The sequence below is a fragment of the Isoptericola variabilis genome (assembly GCF_050311655.1).
GTDB lineage: Bacteria > Actinomycetota > Actinomycetes > Actinomycetales > Cellulomonadaceae > Isoptericola > Isoptericola variabilis.
This window is the reverse complement of the sequence record NZ_JBNOZM010000006.1, coordinates 230922-248729: the sequence shown is the minus strand read 5'-3', so window position 1 is coordinate 248729 and position 17808 is coordinate 230922. Positions and strand designations below refer to the sequence as shown.

Genomic DNA, 17808 nt, shown 5'->3' with positions numbered 1-17808 from the left:
TCGTGAGGTGACGGCGTGGCGCTGCACGTGCCGGACGGCCCGGTCACGCTCGACGACGTCCCCCGGCTGCGGTCGCTGGGGGACGTCGTCGAGCTGCTCGCCGTCACGACGCCGCTGTACGTGCGCTTCAGCGCCGGGCCCGTGGCGGACGCCGGCACCGAGAGTCGCGACCACGAGAGCGGGTGCCTGCTGCCGGGTCTCAGCGTGAACCCGCTGGACCCGGAGCCGTGGTGGGACCGCCCCGTGGAGCACTGGGTGGCCCGGCAGCTGTGCCAGTACGCGCACCTGATGACGCCGGAGCGGTTCCCGTGGGTGCTCACCGGGGACGTCGTCGGTCGTGGCCCCGACAGCGAGCCGCTGCTGGACTCGACCACCCCCGTGGCGTCCATCGACCGCGCCGTCGTGGACGAGGCGGCCGCGCTCTACGAGCGCGTCTTCGACCCGGGCAACGACGGCACCTGACCGGTCTCACCCCGTCTGACCTGGGATCGGGCTGTCCAGGGCCTGGCCGTTCCGTGCCGTCCACGCTATTGTGCAGGAGCCCGAACAAATCCTGATCCGGGTGCGCCCGGAGGAAGCAACGAGGCTCCCGATGAGACACCGACCGTCCCCGCGCCGCCACGGCGCCCTCACGCTCGCCGCGGCCGTCGCCGTCGTCGGGCTGACCGCCGGCGGGGCCTCCGCCGCCCCCGCGCCGTCGACCCCGCCCCTGCCCGGCGCCGCGTCCGTGCACGACGCCGACGGCGTCAACGGGTTCAAGACCCCCGCGTACTTCCCGGGCTGGGGCCCGCAGGACGTCGGGTTCGAGGTCGCCGACCTGCAGCGCTCCGGGGCGGTCGAGGACCTCACCCACCTCAACTACGCCTTCGGCAACGTCACGACCGACCTCGTGTGCGACATCACGGACCGCGTCGACCCCGACGAGGGCGAGATCGACCCCGAGACCGGCGAGCCGGTGGGTCACATGGAGGGCGACCCGCTGAACGACTACGTGCAGCTCAAGGGCGCCGGCCAGGCCGTGGACGGCGTCGCGGACAGCGCGGACCAGGCGCTCGCCGGCAACTTCAACCAGCTCAAGAAGCTCAAGGCGGCCAACCCCGGGCTGAAGGTGCTGATCTCGCTGGGCGGCTGGACCTGGTCGGACAACTTCTCCGAGGCGGTGAGCAGCCCGGAGAACCGGCAGCGGCTGGTCGACTCGTGCATCGACCTGTACCTCGACGGGAACCTGCCCGTCGTCGACGACCCGGAGCACGGCGCCAAGGGCGGCGACGGCGTCGCGGCAGGGATCTTCGACGGGTTCGACATCGACTGGGAGTGGCCGGTCGTGGGCGGGGAGCACCCGAGCGACCACCCGGAGGCGGACAAGGAGAACTTCCTGGCCTTCGCGGAGCTGCTTCGCGCCGAGCTCGACGCGCGCGCCGCGACCACCGGCGAGGACTACCTCATCACCGGCTTCGCCCCGGCGTCGTGGGCGGGGCGCACCGAGGGCGGCTGGGTCGACCCGCGGCTCGCCGCCGTCGTCGACTTCCTCAACATCCAGGGCTACGACTACGTGGGGCCGTGGCAGGCGGGCAGCACCGGTCACCAGGGCAACCTGCACGAGTACCCGTCGTACGCCGACCCGAGCCAGTCGGCGAACTGGGGCCTCGCCGCCGACGGCCTCATGAACGCCTACAAGAACGCCGGGTACCGCGGCGACCAGCTCGTGCTGGGCTTGGCCGCGTACGGGTACGGGTGGAAGGGCGTCGACGACCCGACGCCCGGCGCGCCCGCCAGCGGCGGCTGGCTGCCGTTCACGTACTACGCCCAGCTCCAGGACCGGTTCGCCGACGGCGGCTTCACCGAGCACTACGACGAGCAGGCCGGGCAGAGCTACTACTACAACGGCGACGAGTGGTGGACGCTCGACACCCCCCGCTCCGTGACGGCCAAGGCCGAGTGGCTCGCCGAGAACGGCTTCGGCGGCGCCTACCTGTGGGACATCGCCGGCGACGCCGACCGCGACCTCAGCTCCGCGCTCGTGCGGACCTTCCAGGCCGCGACGCCCGGCCCCCTCGTCGACGGCGACGGTGCCGCCCCCTGGTACCCGACGGGCGTCTACGAGACCGGCGACGTCGTCTCGCACGACGGCGTCGAGTACGCCGCGAAGTGGTGGACGCGCGGCGTCGCCCCCACGTCGGTGGCGGCCAAGAAGGACCCGTGGAAGGTCGTCGGCCAGCACGGCGACCACCCCGTCGCCGCCGAGGACTGCGGCCCGGTGTTCGACGCGGGCGCGACGTACTCCACCGGCGACGTCGTCTCCCGCGCCGGCGTGAACCACACCGCCCAGTGGTGGACCCGCGGCGAGCTGCCCGGCAGCGACGTCAAGGGAGCCTGGGACGCCGGGGTGCCCTGCGTCTGACATGACGATCCCCGCGAGGTAGTGCCTCCCGTCGTCCGGTAGTGCGCGCCGTGCACGACCGGAGGACGGGAGGCACTACCGGACGGCTTCGGACGCCGGATTTCGGGTCTGCCGATCCATTGGGTATCCTCGGTGGGCCGGTTCGTCCGGCGAGGTAGCGTGTCCGAGCGGCCTAAGGAGCACGCCTCGAAAGCGTGTGTGGGTGAAAGTCCACCGTGGGTTCAAATCCCACCGCTACCGCCACCCGAAGGGCCCCACCCGCGAAATTCTGCGGCTGTGGGGTCCTTCGTCGTTCCCGCACCTCGCCTCGGGAGTGGATTCGCACTCAGTGCATGAAGCGTTTCTTACCCGCAGCGCCGGTGATGGCGACCGCCATCGCGAACAGGGTTACGACCATCGCTGCGCTCATGATCGACGCATCGAGGGGAAGCATCGCGCAGCCGGCCGACGAGTCCTCGTCCGGGCAGGTCCGCCACGGCTGCAGGAAGTAGATGACGGACACCACCGCTCCGACCACGGCCAGCGCCGTGCCACCGACGAGCATCACGGTCGATGCGCGAGTCCTCATCCGGCGACAGTAGGGGAGGGTCGGACGTCGGACGGGCGCCGGACGAGACTTCACCCGGGACTACGCCTGGTCGAGCGCGTCCCAGTCCCGGCGGAGCAGCCCGAACACCCACGAGTCGGAGACGTCACCGTTGACGACGCAGTCCTCGCGCAGCGTCCCCTCGTGCACGAACCCCAGCTTTTCCAGGATGCGGGCGGACGCCGCGTTGCGGGTGTCGGTCTCGGACTGGACGCGGTTGAGGGGCAGCGTCTCGAAGCCCCACCCCAACAGGGCTCGCGCTGCCTCGGTCGCGTAGCCGTGGCCCCACATCTGCTCGCCGAGGCAGTAGCCCAGCGTCGCGCTGCGGAAGTCGGGGTTCCACTCGAACAGGCCGCACCAGCCGACGAAGGCGCCGTCCGAGCTGCGGTCGATGGCCACCCGGGCGCCGGTGCCCTCCTCCTCGATGGTCCGGGACATGGCGACGAAGCGGTCTGCGCGTGCCCGGTCGGTCCAGGGCGGGGAGTCCCAGTAGCGCAGCACGTGGGCGCTGCTGTGCATCGCGTACAGGGCGTCGGCGTCGCTGTCGGTGACCGGCCGCAGCCGCAGACGGTCGGTGGTCAGCGTCGGGGTGGGCAGCGGCATGCGCCCATCGTGGGTGTTCGCCCCGCGACCGTCACGGCAAATACCTGCCTACCGTGCGTCGTCGCGCCGATGAGTCCGCCGCGGTCGCGCCGTCTGCAGAACGACCGTCGACCCGAGGGGCACACGATGAAGCTGCTGCTGACGTCCGCAGGCGTCCGGAACGCGACGATCCGGGCCGCGCTGGAGGACCTGCTCCCGCGACCGGTCGCGGACTGCACCGCCCTCGCCATCCCCACCGCGCTGTACGGGCACCCGTGGGTGGGCCCCGGCCGGAACGCGTGGAACTTCATCACCGGCACCACGGACCACATGACCGGCCTCGGCTGGAAGTCGGTCGGCGTGCTGGAGCTGACCGCGCTGCCGAGCCTCCCTGAGGAGCGCTGGGTGCCGCTGGTGCGGGAGACCGACGTCCTGCTGGCCGCGGGCGGCGACGCCGGCTACCTCGCGTACTGGATGCGCCGCTCCGGCCTGGCCGACCTGCTGCCCACGCTGGACGACACCGTGTGGGTCGGGATGAGCGGCGGCAGCATGGTCATGACGCCGGCCATCGGCGAGGAGTTCGTCGGGTGGCTGCCGCCCGACGGCGAGGACGCTGCCGCGCTCGGCGTCGTCGGCTTCTCGATGTTCCCGCACCTGGGCCACCCCGACCTCCCCGACAACACTGAGGACGCGGCCGAGCGCTGGGCGGCGAAGCTCGGCGGGCCCGCCTACATGGTCGACGACGAGACGGCGTTCGTCGTCGACGACGGCGCCGTCGAGGTCGTGTCCGAGGGGACGTGGCGGAAGCTGGCGTGACCGGCGGGCGCTGTACCTTGGCCTGCGGCGGCCGGGCACGGTCGGCCCACCCCGATCACCCCCGCGAGGAGAGCACCACCGCATGGCGACGCACCACGACGGATACCCGGACGAGCAGGGACCGGACCCGCTCCGCGCGGCCGCGGTGGTCGGCGTCGCGCTCATCCAGGCGGGCCTCGCCGGGCTCTTCGTGACCACGTGGTGGCGGCACGTCCAGACGATCGTCGAGTCGCCGGAGCTCCTGCCCGCGCTGTTCTGCGTGCTGTCGGCGGTGCTGTTCGTGTGGGTGGTCGTCGCGGAGGTCCGCGGGCTGGTGCGCGGACGGCGCTCGCCGCTGCTGGTCGTGTCGCTCGCGGGAGCCGCGACCGTCGGCGTCCTGCTGCTCGAGGTGCTCGCGCCCCGCTGACCGGGCCTGTCAGGGGATGGGGGACGCGCCGAGACGTTCCATCGCCGCGTCCGAGCACTTCGCCCTGGTGGTGGGCAGCACCATGTTCGCGCCGGGATAGGTCGCGCGGTAGGAGTACGGGCCGACCTCGTAGGAGACGGTGCTGTACGGGAACGAGCCGCCGCTCGTGTCGACGTCCAGCACGTACGCGAGCTGCACCCACTCACCGGGTTCCAGCGTGATCCCCGCCGGCCCGACGACGGACGTGGCCTCCCAGCCCGGATCCTGCGGGTCGAACTCGGTGCCGAAGACGATGTCCGGCGACCGCGGCACGATCCGCACCTCGTGCACCGCCAGGCCAGGCGTCGCGGCGGGCTCGATCCTGCTCACGTGCACGGTGGCACCGGTCGTGTTCGACAGCACCGGCGCGTCGACCACCTGCAGCGGCCCGTCCCACGGCATGCAGCCGATGCCGGCGGCCGTGCGGAGCTCGTCGCCCCAGACCAGAGAGGAACCGACGGCCCGGTAGTGCGCCCACCCGCCGACCCCGCACGCCAGGATGGCGAGGGCCGCGACGGCGATCGGCAGGCGGTGGCGAGGGAAGGGACCGCCGGTGCGCGCCGTCGTGCTGGGCCTGTCGACTCCGCCGTCCACGGCGAGATCGTAGGGCTGGGGCAGCTCGACGACCCCGCGCTCGGCCGTGTCAGGGCGGGTGAAGTTCGAGGCACGGAACGCCCCGTCGTCGCCAGAAACACCATGACGCCACGCCACGCAGCGCGGATCCTGGGTCCGTGCTCCCGACGCTCACCCCCGACACCACCGCCGACGAGGCGCGCGCCGCCCTCGAGTCCGGAGGCTGGCGCGAGATCGGCACCGGCGACTGGGCGTGGGTGCTCGCGTCCCCCGACGACACGCTCGCCGCGCGCGTCACGCCGTTCGACCCGGCGTTCCGGATGTTCGCGGACGCCTGCCTCTCCGGGCCGCCGAACCCGTTCCTGGTGCATGTGGACGATGTCGTCCCGCTCCGCCACCGCGGCTACGTCGTCGTCATGGAGCGGCTGTACCCGGCGGACGAGGGGCGCGCCCGGGACCTCGTCGCGTCACTCGGCATCACGAGCGCGTCCGACCCGGCGCCGCCCGCCGGCGCCAGGCCGAACCTCGCCGACCACCCCGACGTCGTCGCCCTGCGCCGCCGGATCGAGGACCTCCTCGCCGACGGCGCCCGCCGCTGCCGGCTGTGGGGCGGCGCGGACATCCGGCCCGGCAACATCCTGCAGTCCGCGGACGGCGGGCTCCGGCTCACCGACCCCGTCTTCGTGCACGGCCCCACGGTCGTCGAGTCGATCCGCGACGGCCGGGCGGACCTGCTCGCCGACTTCTGCCGCGCCGACCTCGAGGACTTCCTGCGCATCCCCGCGTTCGCGCCCGGACCGGACACGGACGCCCTGCGTCGCGCGCTCGACGGCCTCGTGCTGAGCGACGCTCAGCGGACGACGTCGTAGACGACGTGCACCGCCGTCGTCGACGGTGTCACCGTCCGCTGCACCAGCGTGTGGCCCTGACCGCCGACGAACAGCGGTGTGCCGTCGCCGAGGACGACGGGGGAGAGGTGCAGGACGAGCCTGTCGAGCAGCCCGGCGTCGAGGGCGGACCCGACGGTCGTACCGCCGCCCATGAGGACGACGTCGCCGTCCCCGTCGCCGGCCTCCGCCGCCTCGCGCGCCTGGGCGACGGCGTCGCGAAGGCCCGTGGTGACGAACGTCCAGAACGCGAGCCGCGTGCGCACGGGCGGGTCGCTCGTGACGACGAAGAACGGCGGCCGGCCGACCTCCCGGGCCCCGTAGCCCACCTCGTCGTTCCAGCCCTGCGGCCCGTCGACGACGTCGAACAGGTTCCTCCCCAGCACGACGGCGCCGCTGCTCGCCGTGGCGGAGCGCAGCTGCTCCCGGTCCACCGGGTCGTCGCTGAACGCCCAGGTGTGCAGGGCCTCGCCGCCGTCGCCCAGGCCGTTCGCGGGTCCCGCGTTCGGACCGGAGACGAACCCGTCCAGAGAGATCGAGATGTCGCCCACCACCCTGGTCATGGGTGGTGGACCGTCACGACGGCGCGGAGTCATCGCCGGCCCCGGGAGCCGGCGTGGCTGGGGCCGTCAGCCGACGACCTCGACGAGCGCCGACTGCAGTGGCGCGCAGGACGCGTCGGGGAGGATCTCGCAGGTCGGGCTCCAAGTGCCGCGCGCCGTCCGGTGGATGAGGGCCCGGAGCGCCTGAGCGCCGTCAGAGCGCGGCGAGGACACGCGCGATGCGCGCGTGCGTCATGAACGACTGGTTCATCCGCCGGTAGGCGTGGAAGTTGAGCACCACGTGGGCGTCCTGCCGCGGGTAGTAGAACAGATGCGTCGCGAAGTGCCCGAGGCCGCCGACGGGTTCGGGCAGCCCAGCGCAGGAACGGCGGCGTGAACTCGCCGAACCGGACGGTGACGGTGCCCGCCCCGTAGTGGATGCCGCGGCGCAGGCGGTGCCGCGGCCGGCTCATCCAGGCCAGCGTGGCGGGGTAGACGAGGCGTCCGCCGTGCAGCGCGCGCTGGAACGCGACGAGGTCCGACGGCGGGGCGACGACGCCGCCGCCGGCCCAGTCGAGGCTCATGCTGAGGGCGCGGCTGAGCTCGTGGTCGCTGATCCAGAACGGCGCGACGTCGAGGCCGGCGAGGTCCTCGGGTGCGCGGGCGTCGGTGTAGGGGGTGGAGGAGCGCTCCATGCCCGCGGGCGCGAGGACCCGTTCGCGCAGGACGTCGTTGAACCGGCCCCCGGTGACCTCCTCGACGACCCGGCCCAGCAGCACGAACCCGGGGTCGCCGTAGCAGAACCGCTCGCCCGGACGCCCGACGGCGGCATGGTCGCGGACCTCGTCGAGCAGCGTCGTGGGCGTCCACCGGCGGTCGGGCTGCCCTGCCGTGACCTCGATCGAGTACGTCGTCTCCCGGACGCCCGACGGTTCGAAGAGGTCGGGCAGCCCGCTGGTGTGCGTGAGCAGGTGCTCGACGGTGACGTCGGCACCGACGTCGACGCCCGGGGCGGCAGGGAGGCCGTCGAGGTCGCTCCCCGGGAGCACCTTCCCCACCGGGGTGTCGAACCCGAGACGGCCCTGTTCGACGAGCATCGCGACGAGCGTGGCGGTCATGACCTTGCCGACGCTGGCCGCGTGGAACGGCTGCGACCCGCCCGACTCGAGCTCGAGCCCCGGCGCGACGACGAGCACCTGCGGCGGCGGCATCGACGGGTGGCGACGGGCGATCCGGTCCAGGGACGACCGCAGGCGGTCGACCGCGCGTGACGTGCTCATGACCCCTCCTTCGACAACATATCTCATAGACATGTCTACTAGACAGGTCTATGAGGGTCAACGGTCTAGGGTCGGACCATGGCGCACGTGATCCTCGGGCTGCTCCTGCTGCGGCCGGCCAGCCTCTACGACCTGGTCAAGCACTTCGAGGCGTCGGTCTCGCTGTTCTACAGCGCGAGCTCGGGCAGCATCCGGCGCGCGCTCGAGACTCTGCTGACCGGCGGCCTCATCGAGGTCGCCGACGTCGCCCCCGGCGCCCGGGGCCGCAAGACGTACCGCGTCACGGACGCCGGCCGCGCGGACTTCCGCGCCTGGCTGACCGGCCCGGTGACGGGCCCCGACGCCGATGCCGCCGTCCTGCCGCGACTGTTCTTCCTCGGCCTGCTCGAGCCGGACGAGCGCGCCGCCGTGCTGCCGCGGCTGACGGCGCGGGTCGAGCAGGACGTCGCGCGGCTGGAGGCGCTCGACGAGCAGCTCGCCGCACAGGAGGTCCCCGACGAGCTCGCCGACGTCTTCGCCTACCAGCGCGCCACCCTCGACTACGGCCTCGCCTCGGGCCGCTTCGCGCGCGACTGGTTCCGCCGCTACGCGCAGGGGCACGACGCCCCGACGTCGTGAGCGACGGGCGGTGCGCTTGCTAGAGTCGTGCCGCCGGTCAAGCAGTGGCTGGTCCGCTCTGAGCAGTGTCGGAGGCGACTGTGCCCACAGACACCACCGTGACCGGTGAGCCCTCGGGCCTCCGTTCCCCACGACTGGTGGGCTCCTTCCGCCTCGACCTGTCGTCCGACCGCTGGACCTGGTCGGAGGCCCTCTACCGCCTGCACGGTTTCGAGCCGCACGAGGTCGTGCCCACCACCGACCTCGTCCTCGCCCACACCCACCCGGAGGACCGGGACGACGTCCGCGCCGCACTCGGGACGGCGCCCGCGACGGGCGCGTTCTCGAGCGTGCACCGCATCGTGACGGCTCGACGCCGCGAGCTCACGGTCGCCGTCGTGGGCAGCGCGGAGGGCGACGAGCATCGTGACGAAGCGGCGGGCTACTTCCTCGACCTGACCTCCGACATCGCGGAGCGGGCCGGCGTGCGGGCCTCCGAGGACATCCGGGCGGCCGCGACGACCCGCGGCGTCATCGAGCAGGCGAAGGGCGTGCTCGCCGTCGTCTACGACGTCGAGATCGACGCCGCCTTCGAGCTGATGCGCTCGGCGTCGAACGACCACAACGTGGCGGTGCGGGACCTGGCGCGCGCCGTCGTCGACGTCGCGCACCGCAGCGACGTCGACCGCCGCGCCACGCTCGACCGCGTGCTGCGCCGCGACTGACCGCGGTCAATCGTCGGCGCGGCCCGACTCCACGGGCCCGGCCTCGTCCGCGAAGCTCAGCCGCCGCGCCAGGACGTCCTCGGCGACGTCCTCGAGCGTGCTGCCCCGCCCGAAGGCGTGCGCGCGCAGGACGGCGAGGGCGTCGTGCGGCTGCACCCGCAGCTGCGCGGACACCATGCCCGTGGCCTGGTCCACCCGGGCGCGCGCCGACCAGCCGACCTGGTCGATCTCGCCGAGCACGGCCGTGCCGATGGCGTCCGCGAGGAACTGCGCGTCCTCATCGTCCCGGGCCAGCACCCGACCCGGCCCGACGACGAGCCCCAGCACCCCGACCGGCTGCCCGCCCACGCGCATGGGGACGCCGAACCAGGTGCCGTCCCCGGTGGCCTCGCCGGCGAGCTGCGAGAACACGGGATAGGGATCGTCCCCCGTCGTGGCGCCGAGCGGCGCCGAGACGATCGCGTCGTCCTCGAACGCCCGCCGGGCGGGGCCCTCGCCGAGCATGTCCTGGATGCCCGCGACGCGTGCCGCGGCCGCGTCCGTGCTGGTCACGGTGACCTGCTCGCCCGGCAGCGTGGCGAGGGTGAGGCTGCCCGAGCGCGCGCCGAGGATCGTGGTGCAGGCCTGGCACATCCGCGCCGCGACCGTCGCGTCGGCGTCGAGACCGGCCAGGGTCCGCGCGAGCAGGCCCAGCAGCTCGGAGGTGTTCACCGCTCGCTCCGTCCTGTCGCCTCCGGGTCAGTGTGGCACCGATGGGCGATGCACGACACGGAGCGCTCGACGAGGAGCGTGCGGCGCCCGGCTCAGCGGTCGAGGTCGCCGATGACGTCGCCCTCGCCGCCCAGGACGAGCGTCCGCACGATCGCCTCGGCGACCTCCCGCTCGCTGAGCCCGCGACGGTCCGCCGCCGTCCGCAGCGTGGTGCGTGCCTCGTCCTCGGGGCAGTCGTTCGAGGCCATGATCGCGCCCACCGCCTGCTCCACCGTCGCCCGGTCGGACAGGGTGCGGTACAGGCCGGCGACGGCGTCGCCGAGGTCGGCGAACTGGAGCTGGAGGCGCACGGCGTCGGCCGCGAGCCCGGCGTGGCCGACGGCGGCGTCCACCAGGCCGGCGGGCCAGTCCCCGGCCGTGCGGCTGTACACGTTGATCGCCACGCGCACGCCGGGGCCCACCTCGGCCGGGACGGCGAGCGCCTGGACGAACCCCTCGGCCTCCGCGGCCTCCCGCCAGGCCTCCCAGCCCGGCACGACGTCCGGGACCGCGGTCGTCAGCACCGTGCCCCGCCGCATCGCGTCGATGCACGGGCCGGCGTCGGCGCGCGCCTCCGCCTGGTCGCAGCGGCCCGCGCCGGGGGTGCTGCTGCCGGCGCGCAGCGAGATGCCGTGCTCGCGCAGGCTGATGCTCGCCTCGACGCCGTGGCCGAGCACGGCCGCGGCACGGATCGCGCACTCGTCGAGGTAGCGGGACAGGGTCATGGGCGTCACGGTACTCGCGCGCCCCGGCCTCGTCCCGCGGGTCCCGCGGTGCCCTCAGCGGCGGCCGGTGAGCCGGTCCACCTGGAAGAGGGTCGTCGTGCCGGACACCTCGTTCGCGACGGCGAGCAGGGGCCGGTGCGTGGGGGAGTCGGACGCGGGGACGAACGTCAGGCCCTCCGGGCCCAGGTCGCCGGCGCCGGCGAGCGCGTCGGCGGGGGCGGCGCCGTCGTCGACCGCGTCCTCGACGGACACCCCGTAGTCGCGGTTCGAGACGTAGGTGACGAACGCGGCCCGCTCGGGGCGCGTGACGTCGTAGACCATGACGCCGCTCGCCCGCTCCAGGCCGACGAAGGCGTACGTGCGGCCCGCCACCTCGCCGATCGCGAGGTTCTCCGGCTCGGGCCCCTTGTCGTCGCTGCGGCCGTCGCCCTTCGTCTCGGTGTGGTTGGTGTTGAACGCGTCGCCCAGGGCGTCGGCCGTCACGCGCTCGAACTCGTCGCCCGAGTCGAAGACGAGCTCGCCGTCCGTGGTCCACACCGAGAAGGACCGGCCGCCGAACGCGTACAGCTCCTCGTAGCAGGAGCCGTCGGCGCGCAGGCCCGACGCCGTGGTGACGTTCAGCCGGCCGAGGTCGGCGTCGCCGAGCAGACCGGCGGCGGGGGAGTCCGCGCAGGCCGGTGCCAGGTCGTCGTCGCCCAGGTCCTTGACCCGTGCCGGCTCGACGTAGTCGCCCCACTCACGGGCGTCACCCTCGTTCGCAGTGACGAGGTAGGTCTCGCCGCGAGACGTGTACGACGCGATCCCGTCCGGCATGTACAGCCCCCGGACGGGGACCTCGCGGACGGCCGCCACGCCGTCCTTGTCCGAGGGGTCGATGCCCTGCCCGGGCACGGAGTGGTCCTTGCTGCCGAGCGACCACAGGTCGGTGGTGCGCGCGCTGCGCAGGTCGACCTCGGCGACGGCGTTCGCCTCCTGCAGGGCCACGTACGCGGTGCGGGAGTCCTTCGACACCGTCACGTACTCGGGTTCGAGGTTGCGCGAGACGCGGTGGGCGAGCGACCCGTCCGGGCCCGCGACGTCCGGCCCGAAGACGCGGACGCCGTCGGGCAGGCGGTCGCCCTCGAAGGCGTGGAACGTCGCGGTGCGCACGTCGCCCTGCGCGATCGCGCCCCCGTGCTCGCCCGTGAACCTGCGGGGCAGGTCGACGACGGACACCGAGCCCTCGGGGTCCACGGAGAAGTCGTCGGCGGGCTCGCCCTCGTTCGCGACGACGGCGCTGCGGCCGTCGGCCGTGATCGTCACCATGTCCGGCAGGGCGCCCACGCGCCACGCGCCGAGCGCGTCGCCGTCGCCGGCGGCGTCGAACAGCACGAGCCAGCCGGCGGAGACCTTGTCGGGCGACTCGACCGCGACGACGCCCAGCCCGTCCGGGCGGACGGCGACCGAGTTCGCGACCGCCCCGTCGGGCACGGTGGAGCCGTCCGCGGCGCGCACGCCCGTCGTCTCGAGCGCGAAGAGCTTGCGGGGCGACGACGGGCGCGCGACGTCGAGCACGGTGACCTCCCCCGCCTGCGCGTTCACCGAGAACAGGCGCTCCGAGCGGGCGTGGTACGCGACGATCTCCGCCGCCGACTCGTCGAACACGCCCGTGGCGTACGCGCCGAGGGGCGTGAGCGAGACCCGGGCGTCCTCGGCCGACAGCTCGACCGGGTGGGCGACGACGCCGGCGCCCGGTGTCGTGCTGCCGCCCCCTGTGGCGCCCAGCGCCGACGCGGTGAGCGCGACGGGCCCTGCCAGCGCGACGGCGACGGCGGTGGCGCAGCCGGCGACGACGGCGCGGCGCGGGGTGGGTGCGAGTCGCGAGGTGCGGGGGAGCGGTGTGCGCAAGGGGTCCTCCGGGGCCGGGGGCGCGCGCCGAGCGCGCCGTCGGGGTGACCGTAGGGAGGACGGATGACGGCCCGGGGAGCCGGGGATGAACGGGCGCCGACCCGCCGGTGAACGCCTGCCCGGGCGCCCGCTCAGGCGGGGACCACGGCCTCCGCGCGCACGCCGTCGCGGCCGAGCTGCACGATCCGCCACACCGCGCCGACGAGCAGCACCACGAGCGCGAGGTTCCGCAGCGCCTCGACGACGACCATCGCGGGCTGTCCGGCGAGGAACTCGCCGTACGCCACCGGGTAGACGATCTGCGTGCCGAGCGCGGCCAGCAGCACCCCGACGGCGGGCGGCCCCCAGAGCCGCCGCGTGCCGGGGCCGGCCAGGGCGATCGCGGCGGCCAGCGGCGGCCCGATCCACGCCACGAACTGCGGCGAGCCCACCTTGTTGAACACGATGAGCGAGAGCAGCAGAGCGGCGGTGCTGAGCAGCAGGACGTCGCCCGCGTGGTCGGGTCGGCGGCGCGCCGTCCACCAGGTGAGGGCGGCGATCAGCAGCACCGCGACCGGCAGCAGCCAGTCGAGCAGGGACGCGACCTGCCGGGCGGCGTCGCCCTGCACCTCGTAGGTGAAGATCACGTCGTTGTAGTCGATCCGCACGGACGGGTCCCACAGCCGCGCCACGCTGAACCAGGTGGCGAACACGGACTCGGCCTGGAGGGTGCGCGCCTCCTGCTGGCCGAACACGCTGAACGCGCGCTGACCCGCGCCGCCCGCCAGGGCCAGCCCCACGACGACGACGCTCACCGCCGCACCCGGCAGCACGACCTGCCGCACCACGTCGCGCCAGCGGGCCCGGGTCGCCGCCAGCGCGACGACCACGGCCCCCGGCGCGATCTTGATCCACGCGCCCGCGGTGGCGACCGCCGTCGCGAGCGTCGGGCGGCGTGCCGCGACCGCCAGGGAGATCAGGATGAGCGGTGCGACGACGCCGTCCAGCCGGCCCAGGAAGATCGGCCCGAGGGCGAGCAGGAACACGAGCCACCACCAGGCGCCCAGCACCCCGCGCGGCGCGGAACGCACCAGCACCACCGTGGCGACGGCGTTCAGCGCGACGACCATCGCCGTCCAGACGATCTCGTACCCGAGCAGACCGCCCGTCACCAGGGCGGGCAGCGTCACGGGCACGAGGGCGCCGGCCGGGTACACCCAGTCGTAGTCGAGGACGGGCCACTGCCCGGTGGCGAGCCCGTGGCGGGCCCACCACTCGTACAGCGTGACGTCGCCGTAGATCGTGTAGCCCCAGGTGATGGCCTGCCCGATCACCCAGGCGTGCACGGCCACGAAGCCGAGCGCCAGCAGCCACCGGGACCTCAGCACGGCGCCGAGGGGACCGGGGGCGTTCCGCGCGGCGGAGGTCTGCGTGGAGGGCACGCCCGACATGGTGACAGACCGGGCTCGGCGGCGCCCCGGAGCTTCCACGGGGATGCGTGATGCGGGCGTAGACGTCTAAGGTTTCGGGTAGCCGAAAACTTGCCGACGACGAGCCGCCGGAGGACCGCATGACCCGATCGACCCTCGATCGACCCGCCCAGGGGGTGCGCCACGCGCGCCTGGTCACCCTGCTCGGGCCGGCGTTCGTCGCGGCGATCGCGTACGTCGACCCGGGGAACGTCGCGGCCAACCTCACCGCCGGGGCGCGGTTCGGGTACCTGCTGGTGTGGGTGCTGGTCGTCGCCAACGTCATGGCGGTGCTGGTGCAGTACCTGTCCGCCAAGCTCGGCGTCGTCACGGGGCGCTCGCTGCCCGAGGTGCTCGGGGAGCGGCTCTCCCGGCGCGGCCGGATCGCCTACTGGGCGCAGGCGGAGGTGGTCGCGATGGCCACCGACGTCGCCGAGGTGATCGGCGGCGCCATCGCCCTGCACCTGCTGTTCGGGGTGCCGCTGGTGCTGGGCGGGATCATCACCGGGGTCGTGTCCATGCTGGTGCTGGGCGTCCAGCAGCGCCGCGGTCAGCGCGTCTTCGAGACGGTCGTGACGTCGATGCTCGGGGTGCTCACCGTCGGGTTCTGCGCCGGCCTGTTCTTCGCGCCGCCCGACCTGGGCGCCGTGCTCGGCGGCCTCGTGCCGCGGCTCGACGGCCCGGAGTCGGTGCTGCTCGCCGCGTCGATGCTCGGCGCCACGGTCATGCCGCACGCGATCTACCTGCACTCCTCGCTCGCCCGCGACCGCGTGCGCCACGACGCCCGCGTGCAGCGGCGGCACGCGCTCGCCGCCGGGGCGGAGGATCGTGCGGGCGGCGCGGTCGACGGCGGTGCCGCAGATGGCGTGGTGGTCGAGGTCGCGACGGGCGACGACGTGGCCGTGCCCGGGCCGCCGTCGCCGCCGGTGGTCCGTCGCCTGCTCACCGCCACGCGGTGGGACGTCGTCGCCGCGCTGGTCCTGGCGGGCAGCGTGAACATCGCGATGCTGCTGCTCGCCGCCGCGAACCTGCCCGGTCGTACGGGCACGGACTCGATCGAGGGTGCGCACGCGGCCATCGAGTCGTCGCTCGGTCCCGGCGTCGCCGTGCTGTTCGGGGTGGGGCTGCTCGCGTCGGGGCTGGCGTCGACGTCGGTGGGCGCCTACGCGGGCGCCGAGATCATGTCCGGCCTGCTGCACGTGCGCGTCTCGCTGCTCGCGCGGCGGCTGGTCACGCTGGTGCCCGCGATCGTGCTGCTCGCGACGGGCGTCTCGCCCACGTGGCTGCTGGTCGTGAGCCAGGTGGTGCTGAGCTTCGGCATCCCGTTCGCGATGGTCCCGCTGGTGCGGATCACGCGCGACGCCGGCCTGCTCGGAGGGTTCCGCAACGGCCTCGCCACCCAGGTCGCGGCGTGGGCCGTGGCCGCCGTCATCGTGGCGCTGAACCTCGCGCTGCTCTGGCTGACGTTCACCGGCTGACCGCCGAGGTCGTTCAACCTCGCGAGGTAGTTCGAGAGTCCGCGAGGTAGTTCGGACTATCGGCGCAGAGCGGACTCCAGACGGTCGACGAACGCGGCCTGGGCGCTGACGACGAGGCGCCGCGCGTCGTCGGGCGCGAGCCAGGCGACCCGGTCGATCTCGGGCACCTCGATCCGCTTCCCCGACCGCGGGGGCCACTCGATCTCGACCGTGTTGCTGCGCACCTGCTCCAGGTCCGGGCCCGGCGGCGGCCACTCGCGCGCCCACGCGAGGACGCGCTTGCCCGACCTCTGCCGCACCTCGCCGAGGTCGATATCGGGGGACGGCGGCGCGGGGAGCGGCAGCCCGAGCTCCTCCGCCGCCTCGCGCAGCGCCGCGGCGTGCGGCTCCTCGTCCGGCTCGAGCTCCCCCTTGAGGACGGTCCATGCCCCCTCGTTCTTGCGCGCCCAGAACGGGCCGCCCATGTGCCCGAGCAGCACCTCGAGGCCTGCGTCGTCCGTGGTGCGGTAGAGGAGCAGTCCCGCGCTGGTGGTCGCCATGACCACAGTCTCGCCCGGCGCGGCTGTTGAGACGGAGTATCGCTTGACGTGAGACGCGGTCGCGGGTGACGATGGAGAAGGACCGGCGCCGACCACCACCAGCCTCGGACGGCGCCGGTCCTCACTCCTCACCGGGCCCGGAACGCCGGACCCCCGCGCAGAGAGAGGTCGTCGATGACCCGCAGCCCGTCCCGTGATGTCCCTGTCATGCCCGGCGTGACCGCCCCCGACTACGACGTCTCGCAGCCGCTCGACCTGGACTACGTGGGTGCCTTCGCCGACGTGAAGCCCGAGGAGCGCGCCCACCAGCTCGCCGTCCGCGAGTTCGTGCAGGAGGACGTCCTGCCCGTCATCGACGGGTACTGGGAGCGCGCCGAGGTGCCGTTCGACCTCGTGAAGAAGCTCGCCGAGCGCGACTTCCTGCGCGACGGCGTCGACGTCGACGGCCGCCCGAAGATCTCGTTCATGGCCGAGGGGCTGGCGAGCATGGAGATGTCGCGCGGCGACGGCTCCGTCGCCACGATCTGCGGCGTCCAGGGCGGCCTCGCGCTGCGGTCGATCGTCATGCACGGCTCGCCCGAGCAGGTCGCGACCTACGCCGAGCCGATGGCGCGCGGGGAGATCCTCGGCGCGTTCGCGCTCACCGAGCCCACCCACGGCTCGGACTCCGTCTCGCTCGAGACCACGGCCCGCAAGGAGACCCGTGACGGCGTCGAGGGCTACGTCCTCGACGGCGAGAAGAAGTGGATCGGCTTCGGCTCCTGCGGCGACATCACCGTCGTCTGGGCCCGGCTCGTCGGCGACGACGGCGACAACCAGGTGCACGGCTTCATCGTCCCGCAGGACGCGCCCGGCTACAGCGCCACGACCATCGAGGGCAAGGTCTCGCTGCGTGCCATCTGGCAGGCGCACATCGTGCTCGACGACGTGTTCGTCCCCGCGGGCGCCGCGCTGCCCGGCGCGACGTCGTTCAAGGCGACCGCCGCCGTCCTGTTCGCGACGCGCCTCGCCGTCGCCTGGTCCGCCGTCGGGCACGCCGTCGCCTGCTACGAGGCGGCCGCCGCGTACGCGACGCAGCGCATCCAGTTCGGGCGTCCGCTGGCCAAGAACCAGATGGTGCAGGAGCGGCTCACCCGGATGCTCTCGCTGGTCACGCAGATGCAGCTGCTCGTCGCGCAGATCACGCGCCTCGCCGACGCCGGCACCCTGACCGGCGAGCAGGCGTCCCTCGCGAAGTACACGACGACGCGTCAGGCCCGCGAGGTCGCGTCGATCGCCCGCGACATGCTCGGCGGCAACGGCATCCTGCTCGCGAACCGCGTCGCCCGGCACTTCGCCGACCTCGAGGCGCTGCACACCTACGAGGGCACCGAGTCCATGCAGGCGCTCATCGTCGGTCGTGACATCACCGGGGTCTCGGCCTTCGCCTGAGCCCCCCGGCGCCCGAGCGCGCCACCCGCACGTCGAGCCCCGTCTCTCCCAGGGAGACGGGGCTTGACGCGTTCTGCGGTCACTGCCAGAGTCTGGCGACGGAAATCGTTTTCGAT

19 protein-coding genes and 1 tRNA gene are annotated in these 17808 nt (G+C 73.7%); 10 read left to right on the top strand and 10 right to left on the bottom strand.

The window, feature by feature from the left end; translation table 11 throughout:
* Positions 1-15 precede the first annotated feature (15 nt).
* The 3 genes from ACQP60_RS15000 to ACQP60_RS14990 all read left to right on the top strand — a co-directional run bounded on the left by ACQP60_RS15000 (position 16) and on the right by ACQP60_RS14990 (position 2644).
* Positions 16-462 carry a DUF6098 family protein gene (locus tag ACQP60_RS15000; RefSeq protein WP_429734175.1) on the top strand — a complete coding sequence of 149 codons (447 nt, stop codon included), beginning with the start codon at positions 16-18 and terminating at the stop codon, positions 460-462.
* Between the two features lie 130 nt (positions 463-592).
* Positions 593-2401: a glycosyl hydrolase family 18 protein gene (locus tag ACQP60_RS14995; RefSeq protein ID WP_429734173.1), complete on the top strand. Its 1809-nt coding sequence runs from the start codon at positions 593-595 to the stop codon at positions 2399-2401.
* A gap of 153 nt (positions 2402-2554) precedes the next feature.
* Positions 2555-2644: transfer RNA gene (locus ACQP60_RS14990), tRNA-Ser, on the top strand.
* Positions 2645-2726: 82 nt separating this feature from the next.
* Here ACQP60_RS14990 and ACQP60_RS14985 read toward each other — a convergent pair.
* Both ACQP60_RS14985 and ACQP60_RS14980 read right to left on the bottom strand, forming a co-directional pair.
* Positions 2727-2969 (bottom strand): hypothetical protein, encoded by a 243-nt coding sequence (locus tag ACQP60_RS14985; protein WP_429734170.1) that lies wholly within the window; start codon positions 2967-2969, stop codon positions 2727-2729.
* Between the two features lie 60 nt (positions 2970-3029).
* Positions 3030-3590 (bottom strand): GNAT family N-acetyltransferase, encoded by a 561-nt coding sequence (locus ACQP60_RS14980; RefSeq protein WP_429734168.1) that lies wholly within the window; start codon positions 3588-3590, stop codon positions 3030-3032.
* Between the two features lie 126 nt (positions 3591-3716).
* Between ACQP60_RS14980 and ACQP60_RS14975 the strand changes: the two genes are divergently transcribed.
* Both ACQP60_RS14975 and ACQP60_RS14970 read left to right on the top strand, forming a co-directional pair.
* Complete coding sequence (locus tag ACQP60_RS14975; RefSeq protein WP_429734166.1) at positions 3717-4385, top strand: Type 1 glutamine amidotransferase-like domain-containing protein; 669 nt, start codon at positions 3717-3719, stop codon at positions 4383-4385.
* An 82-nt stretch (positions 4386-4467) separates the two neighbouring features.
* A complete protein-coding gene (locus ACQP60_RS14970) occupies positions 4468-4791 on the top strand; it encodes a hypothetical protein (protein WP_429734164.1) in 324 nt (107 codons plus the stop codon).
* A 9-nt stretch (positions 4792-4800) separates the two neighbouring features.
* On the opposite strand, the gene ACQP60_RS14965 is transcribed toward ACQP60_RS14970, so the two are convergent.
* Positions 4801-5424: a hypothetical protein gene (locus ACQP60_RS14965; protein ID WP_429734162.1), complete on the bottom strand. Its 624-nt coding sequence runs from the start codon at positions 5422-5424 to the stop codon at positions 4801-4803.
* Between the two features lie 137 nt (positions 5425-5561).
* Between ACQP60_RS14965 and ACQP60_RS14960 the strand changes: the two genes are divergently transcribed.
* On the top strand, positions 5562-6272 hold the full coding sequence (locus ACQP60_RS14960; protein WP_429734160.1) for a hypothetical protein: 711 nt from the start codon (positions 5562-5564) through the stop codon (positions 6270-6272).
* Here ACQP60_RS14960 and ACQP60_RS14955 read toward each other — a convergent pair.
* On the bottom strand, positions 6254-6853 hold the full coding sequence (locus ACQP60_RS14955) for a dihydrofolate reductase family protein (RefSeq protein ID WP_429734158.1): 600 nt from the start codon (positions 6851-6853) through the stop codon (positions 6254-6256). The two genes, ACQP60_RS14960 and ACQP60_RS14955, sit on opposite strands and share 19 nt — an antisense overlap.
* Before the next feature lie 29 nt (positions 6854-6882).
* Positions 6883-8112, bottom strand: coding sequence for a serine hydrolase domain-containing protein (locus ACQP60_RS14950; RefSeq protein ID WP_429734157.1), 1230 nt, complete (start codon positions 8110-8112; stop codon positions 6883-6885).
* Positions 8113-8190: 78 nt separating this feature from the next.
* Here ACQP60_RS14950 and ACQP60_RS14945 point away from each other — a divergent pair, with 78 nt between their 5' ends.
* Both ACQP60_RS14945 and ACQP60_RS14940 read left to right on the top strand, forming a co-directional pair.
* Positions 8191-8730, top strand: a complete 540-nt coding sequence (locus tag ACQP60_RS14945; protein ID WP_429734155.1) for a PadR family transcriptional regulator — start codon at positions 8191-8193, stop codon at positions 8728-8730.
* An 80-nt stretch (positions 8731-8810) separates the two neighbouring features.
* Complete coding sequence (locus tag ACQP60_RS14940; protein WP_429734153.1) at positions 8811-9434, top strand: PAS and ANTAR domain-containing protein; 624 nt, start codon at positions 8811-8813, stop codon at positions 9432-9434.
* Between the two features lie 6 nt (positions 9435-9440).
* Here the strand turns inward: ACQP60_RS14940 and ACQP60_RS14935 are convergent, their stop codons facing one another.
* From ACQP60_RS14935 to ACQP60_RS14920, 4 genes are all read right to left on the bottom strand, one after another.
* A complete protein-coding gene (locus tag ACQP60_RS14935; RefSeq protein WP_429734151.1) occupies positions 9441-10145 on the bottom strand; it encodes an ANTAR domain-containing protein in 705 nt (234 codons plus the stop codon).
* A gap of 92 nt (positions 10146-10237) precedes the next feature.
* On the bottom strand, positions 10238-10909 hold the full coding sequence (locus tag ACQP60_RS14930) for an ANTAR domain-containing protein (RefSeq protein ID WP_429734149.1): 672 nt from the start codon (positions 10907-10909) through the stop codon (positions 10238-10240).
* 54 nt (positions 10910-10963) lie between these two features.
* The gene (locus ACQP60_RS14925) at positions 10964-12796 is read right to left on the bottom strand and encodes a choice-of-anchor I family protein (protein ID WP_429734147.1); all 1833 of its coding nucleotides are present in this window, start codon (positions 12794-12796) and stop codon (positions 10964-10966) included.
* A 131-nt stretch (positions 12797-12927) separates the two neighbouring features.
* Positions 12928-14226: a glycosyltransferase 87 family protein gene (locus ACQP60_RS14920; RefSeq protein ID WP_429734145.1), complete on the bottom strand. Its 1299-nt coding sequence runs from the start codon at positions 14224-14226 to the stop codon at positions 12928-12930.
* Positions 14227-14345: 119 nt separating this feature from the next.
* Here ACQP60_RS14920 and ACQP60_RS14915 point away from each other — a divergent pair, with 119 nt between their 5' ends.
* Positions 14346-15722, top strand: coding sequence for an Nramp family divalent metal transporter (locus tag ACQP60_RS14915; RefSeq protein WP_429734143.1), 1377 nt, complete (start codon positions 14346-14348; stop codon positions 15720-15722).
* 56 nt (positions 15723-15778) lie between these two features.
* Here the strand turns inward: ACQP60_RS14915 and ACQP60_RS14910 are convergent, their stop codons facing one another.
* The gene (locus ACQP60_RS14910) at positions 15779-16261 is read right to left on the bottom strand and encodes an NUDIX hydrolase (RefSeq protein WP_429734141.1); all 483 of its coding nucleotides are present in this window, start codon (positions 16259-16261) and stop codon (positions 15779-15781) included.
* Between the two features lie 207 nt (positions 16262-16468).
* Here ACQP60_RS14910 and ACQP60_RS14905 point away from each other — a divergent pair, with 207 nt between their 5' ends.
* Positions 16469-17692: an acyl-CoA dehydrogenase family protein gene (locus tag ACQP60_RS14905; protein WP_429734139.1), complete on the top strand. Its 1224-nt coding sequence runs from the start codon at positions 16469-16471 to the stop codon at positions 17690-17692.
* Positions 17693-17808 lie beyond the last annotated feature (116 nt).

Bases quoted from the DNA above. Each gene is read 5' to 3' on its own strand.
- ACQP60_RS14995 (WP_429734173.1), top strand. From the start codon at position 593: ATGAGACACCGACCGTCCCCGCGCCGCCACGGCGCCCTCACGCTCGCC.
- ACQP60_RS14910 (WP_429734141.1), bottom strand. From the start codon at position 16,261: ATGGCGACCACCAGCGCGGGACTGCTCCTCTACCGCACCACGGACGAC.
- ACQP60_RS14915 (WP_429734143.1), top strand. From the start codon at position 14,346: ATGACCCGATCGACCCTCGATCGACCCGCCCAGGGGGTGCGCCACGCG.
- ACQP60_RS14980 (WP_429734168.1), bottom strand. From the start codon at position 3,590: ATGCCGCTGCCCACCCCGACGCTGACCACCGACCGTCTGCGGCTGCGG.
- ACQP60_RS14950 (WP_429734157.1), bottom strand. From the start codon at position 8,112: ATGAGCACGTCACGCGCGGTCGACCGCCTGCGGTCGTCCCTGGACCGG.
- ACQP60_RS14970 (WP_429734164.1), top strand. From the start codon at position 4,468: ATGGCGACGCACCACGACGGATACCCGGACGAGCAGGGACCGGACCCG.
- ACQP60_RS14920 (WP_429734145.1), bottom strand. From the start codon at position 14,226: ATGTCGGGCGTGCCCTCCACGCAGACCTCCGCCGCGCGGAACGCCCCC.
- ACQP60_RS14985 (WP_429734170.1), bottom strand. From the start codon at position 2,969: ATGAGGACTCGCGCATCGACCGTGATGCTCGTCGGTGGCACGGCGCTG.
- ACQP60_RS14930 (WP_429734149.1), bottom strand. From the start codon at position 10,909: ATGACCCTGTCCCGCTACCTCGACGAGTGCGCGATCCGTGCCGCGGCC.
- ACQP60_RS14945 (WP_429734155.1), top strand. From the start codon at position 8,191: ATGGCGCACGTGATCCTCGGGCTGCTCCTGCTGCGGCCGGCCAGCCTC.
- ACQP60_RS14975 (WP_429734166.1), top strand. From the start codon at position 3,717: ATGAAGCTGCTGCTGACGTCCGCAGGCGTCCGGAACGCGACGATCCGG.
- ACQP60_RS14905 (WP_429734139.1), top strand. From the start codon at position 16,469: ATGCCCGGCGTGACCGCCCCCGACTACGACGTCTCGCAGCCGCTCGAC.
- ACQP60_RS14955 (WP_429734158.1), bottom strand. From the start codon at position 6,853: ATGACCAGGGTGGTGGGCGACATCTCGATCTCTCTGGACGGGTTCGTC.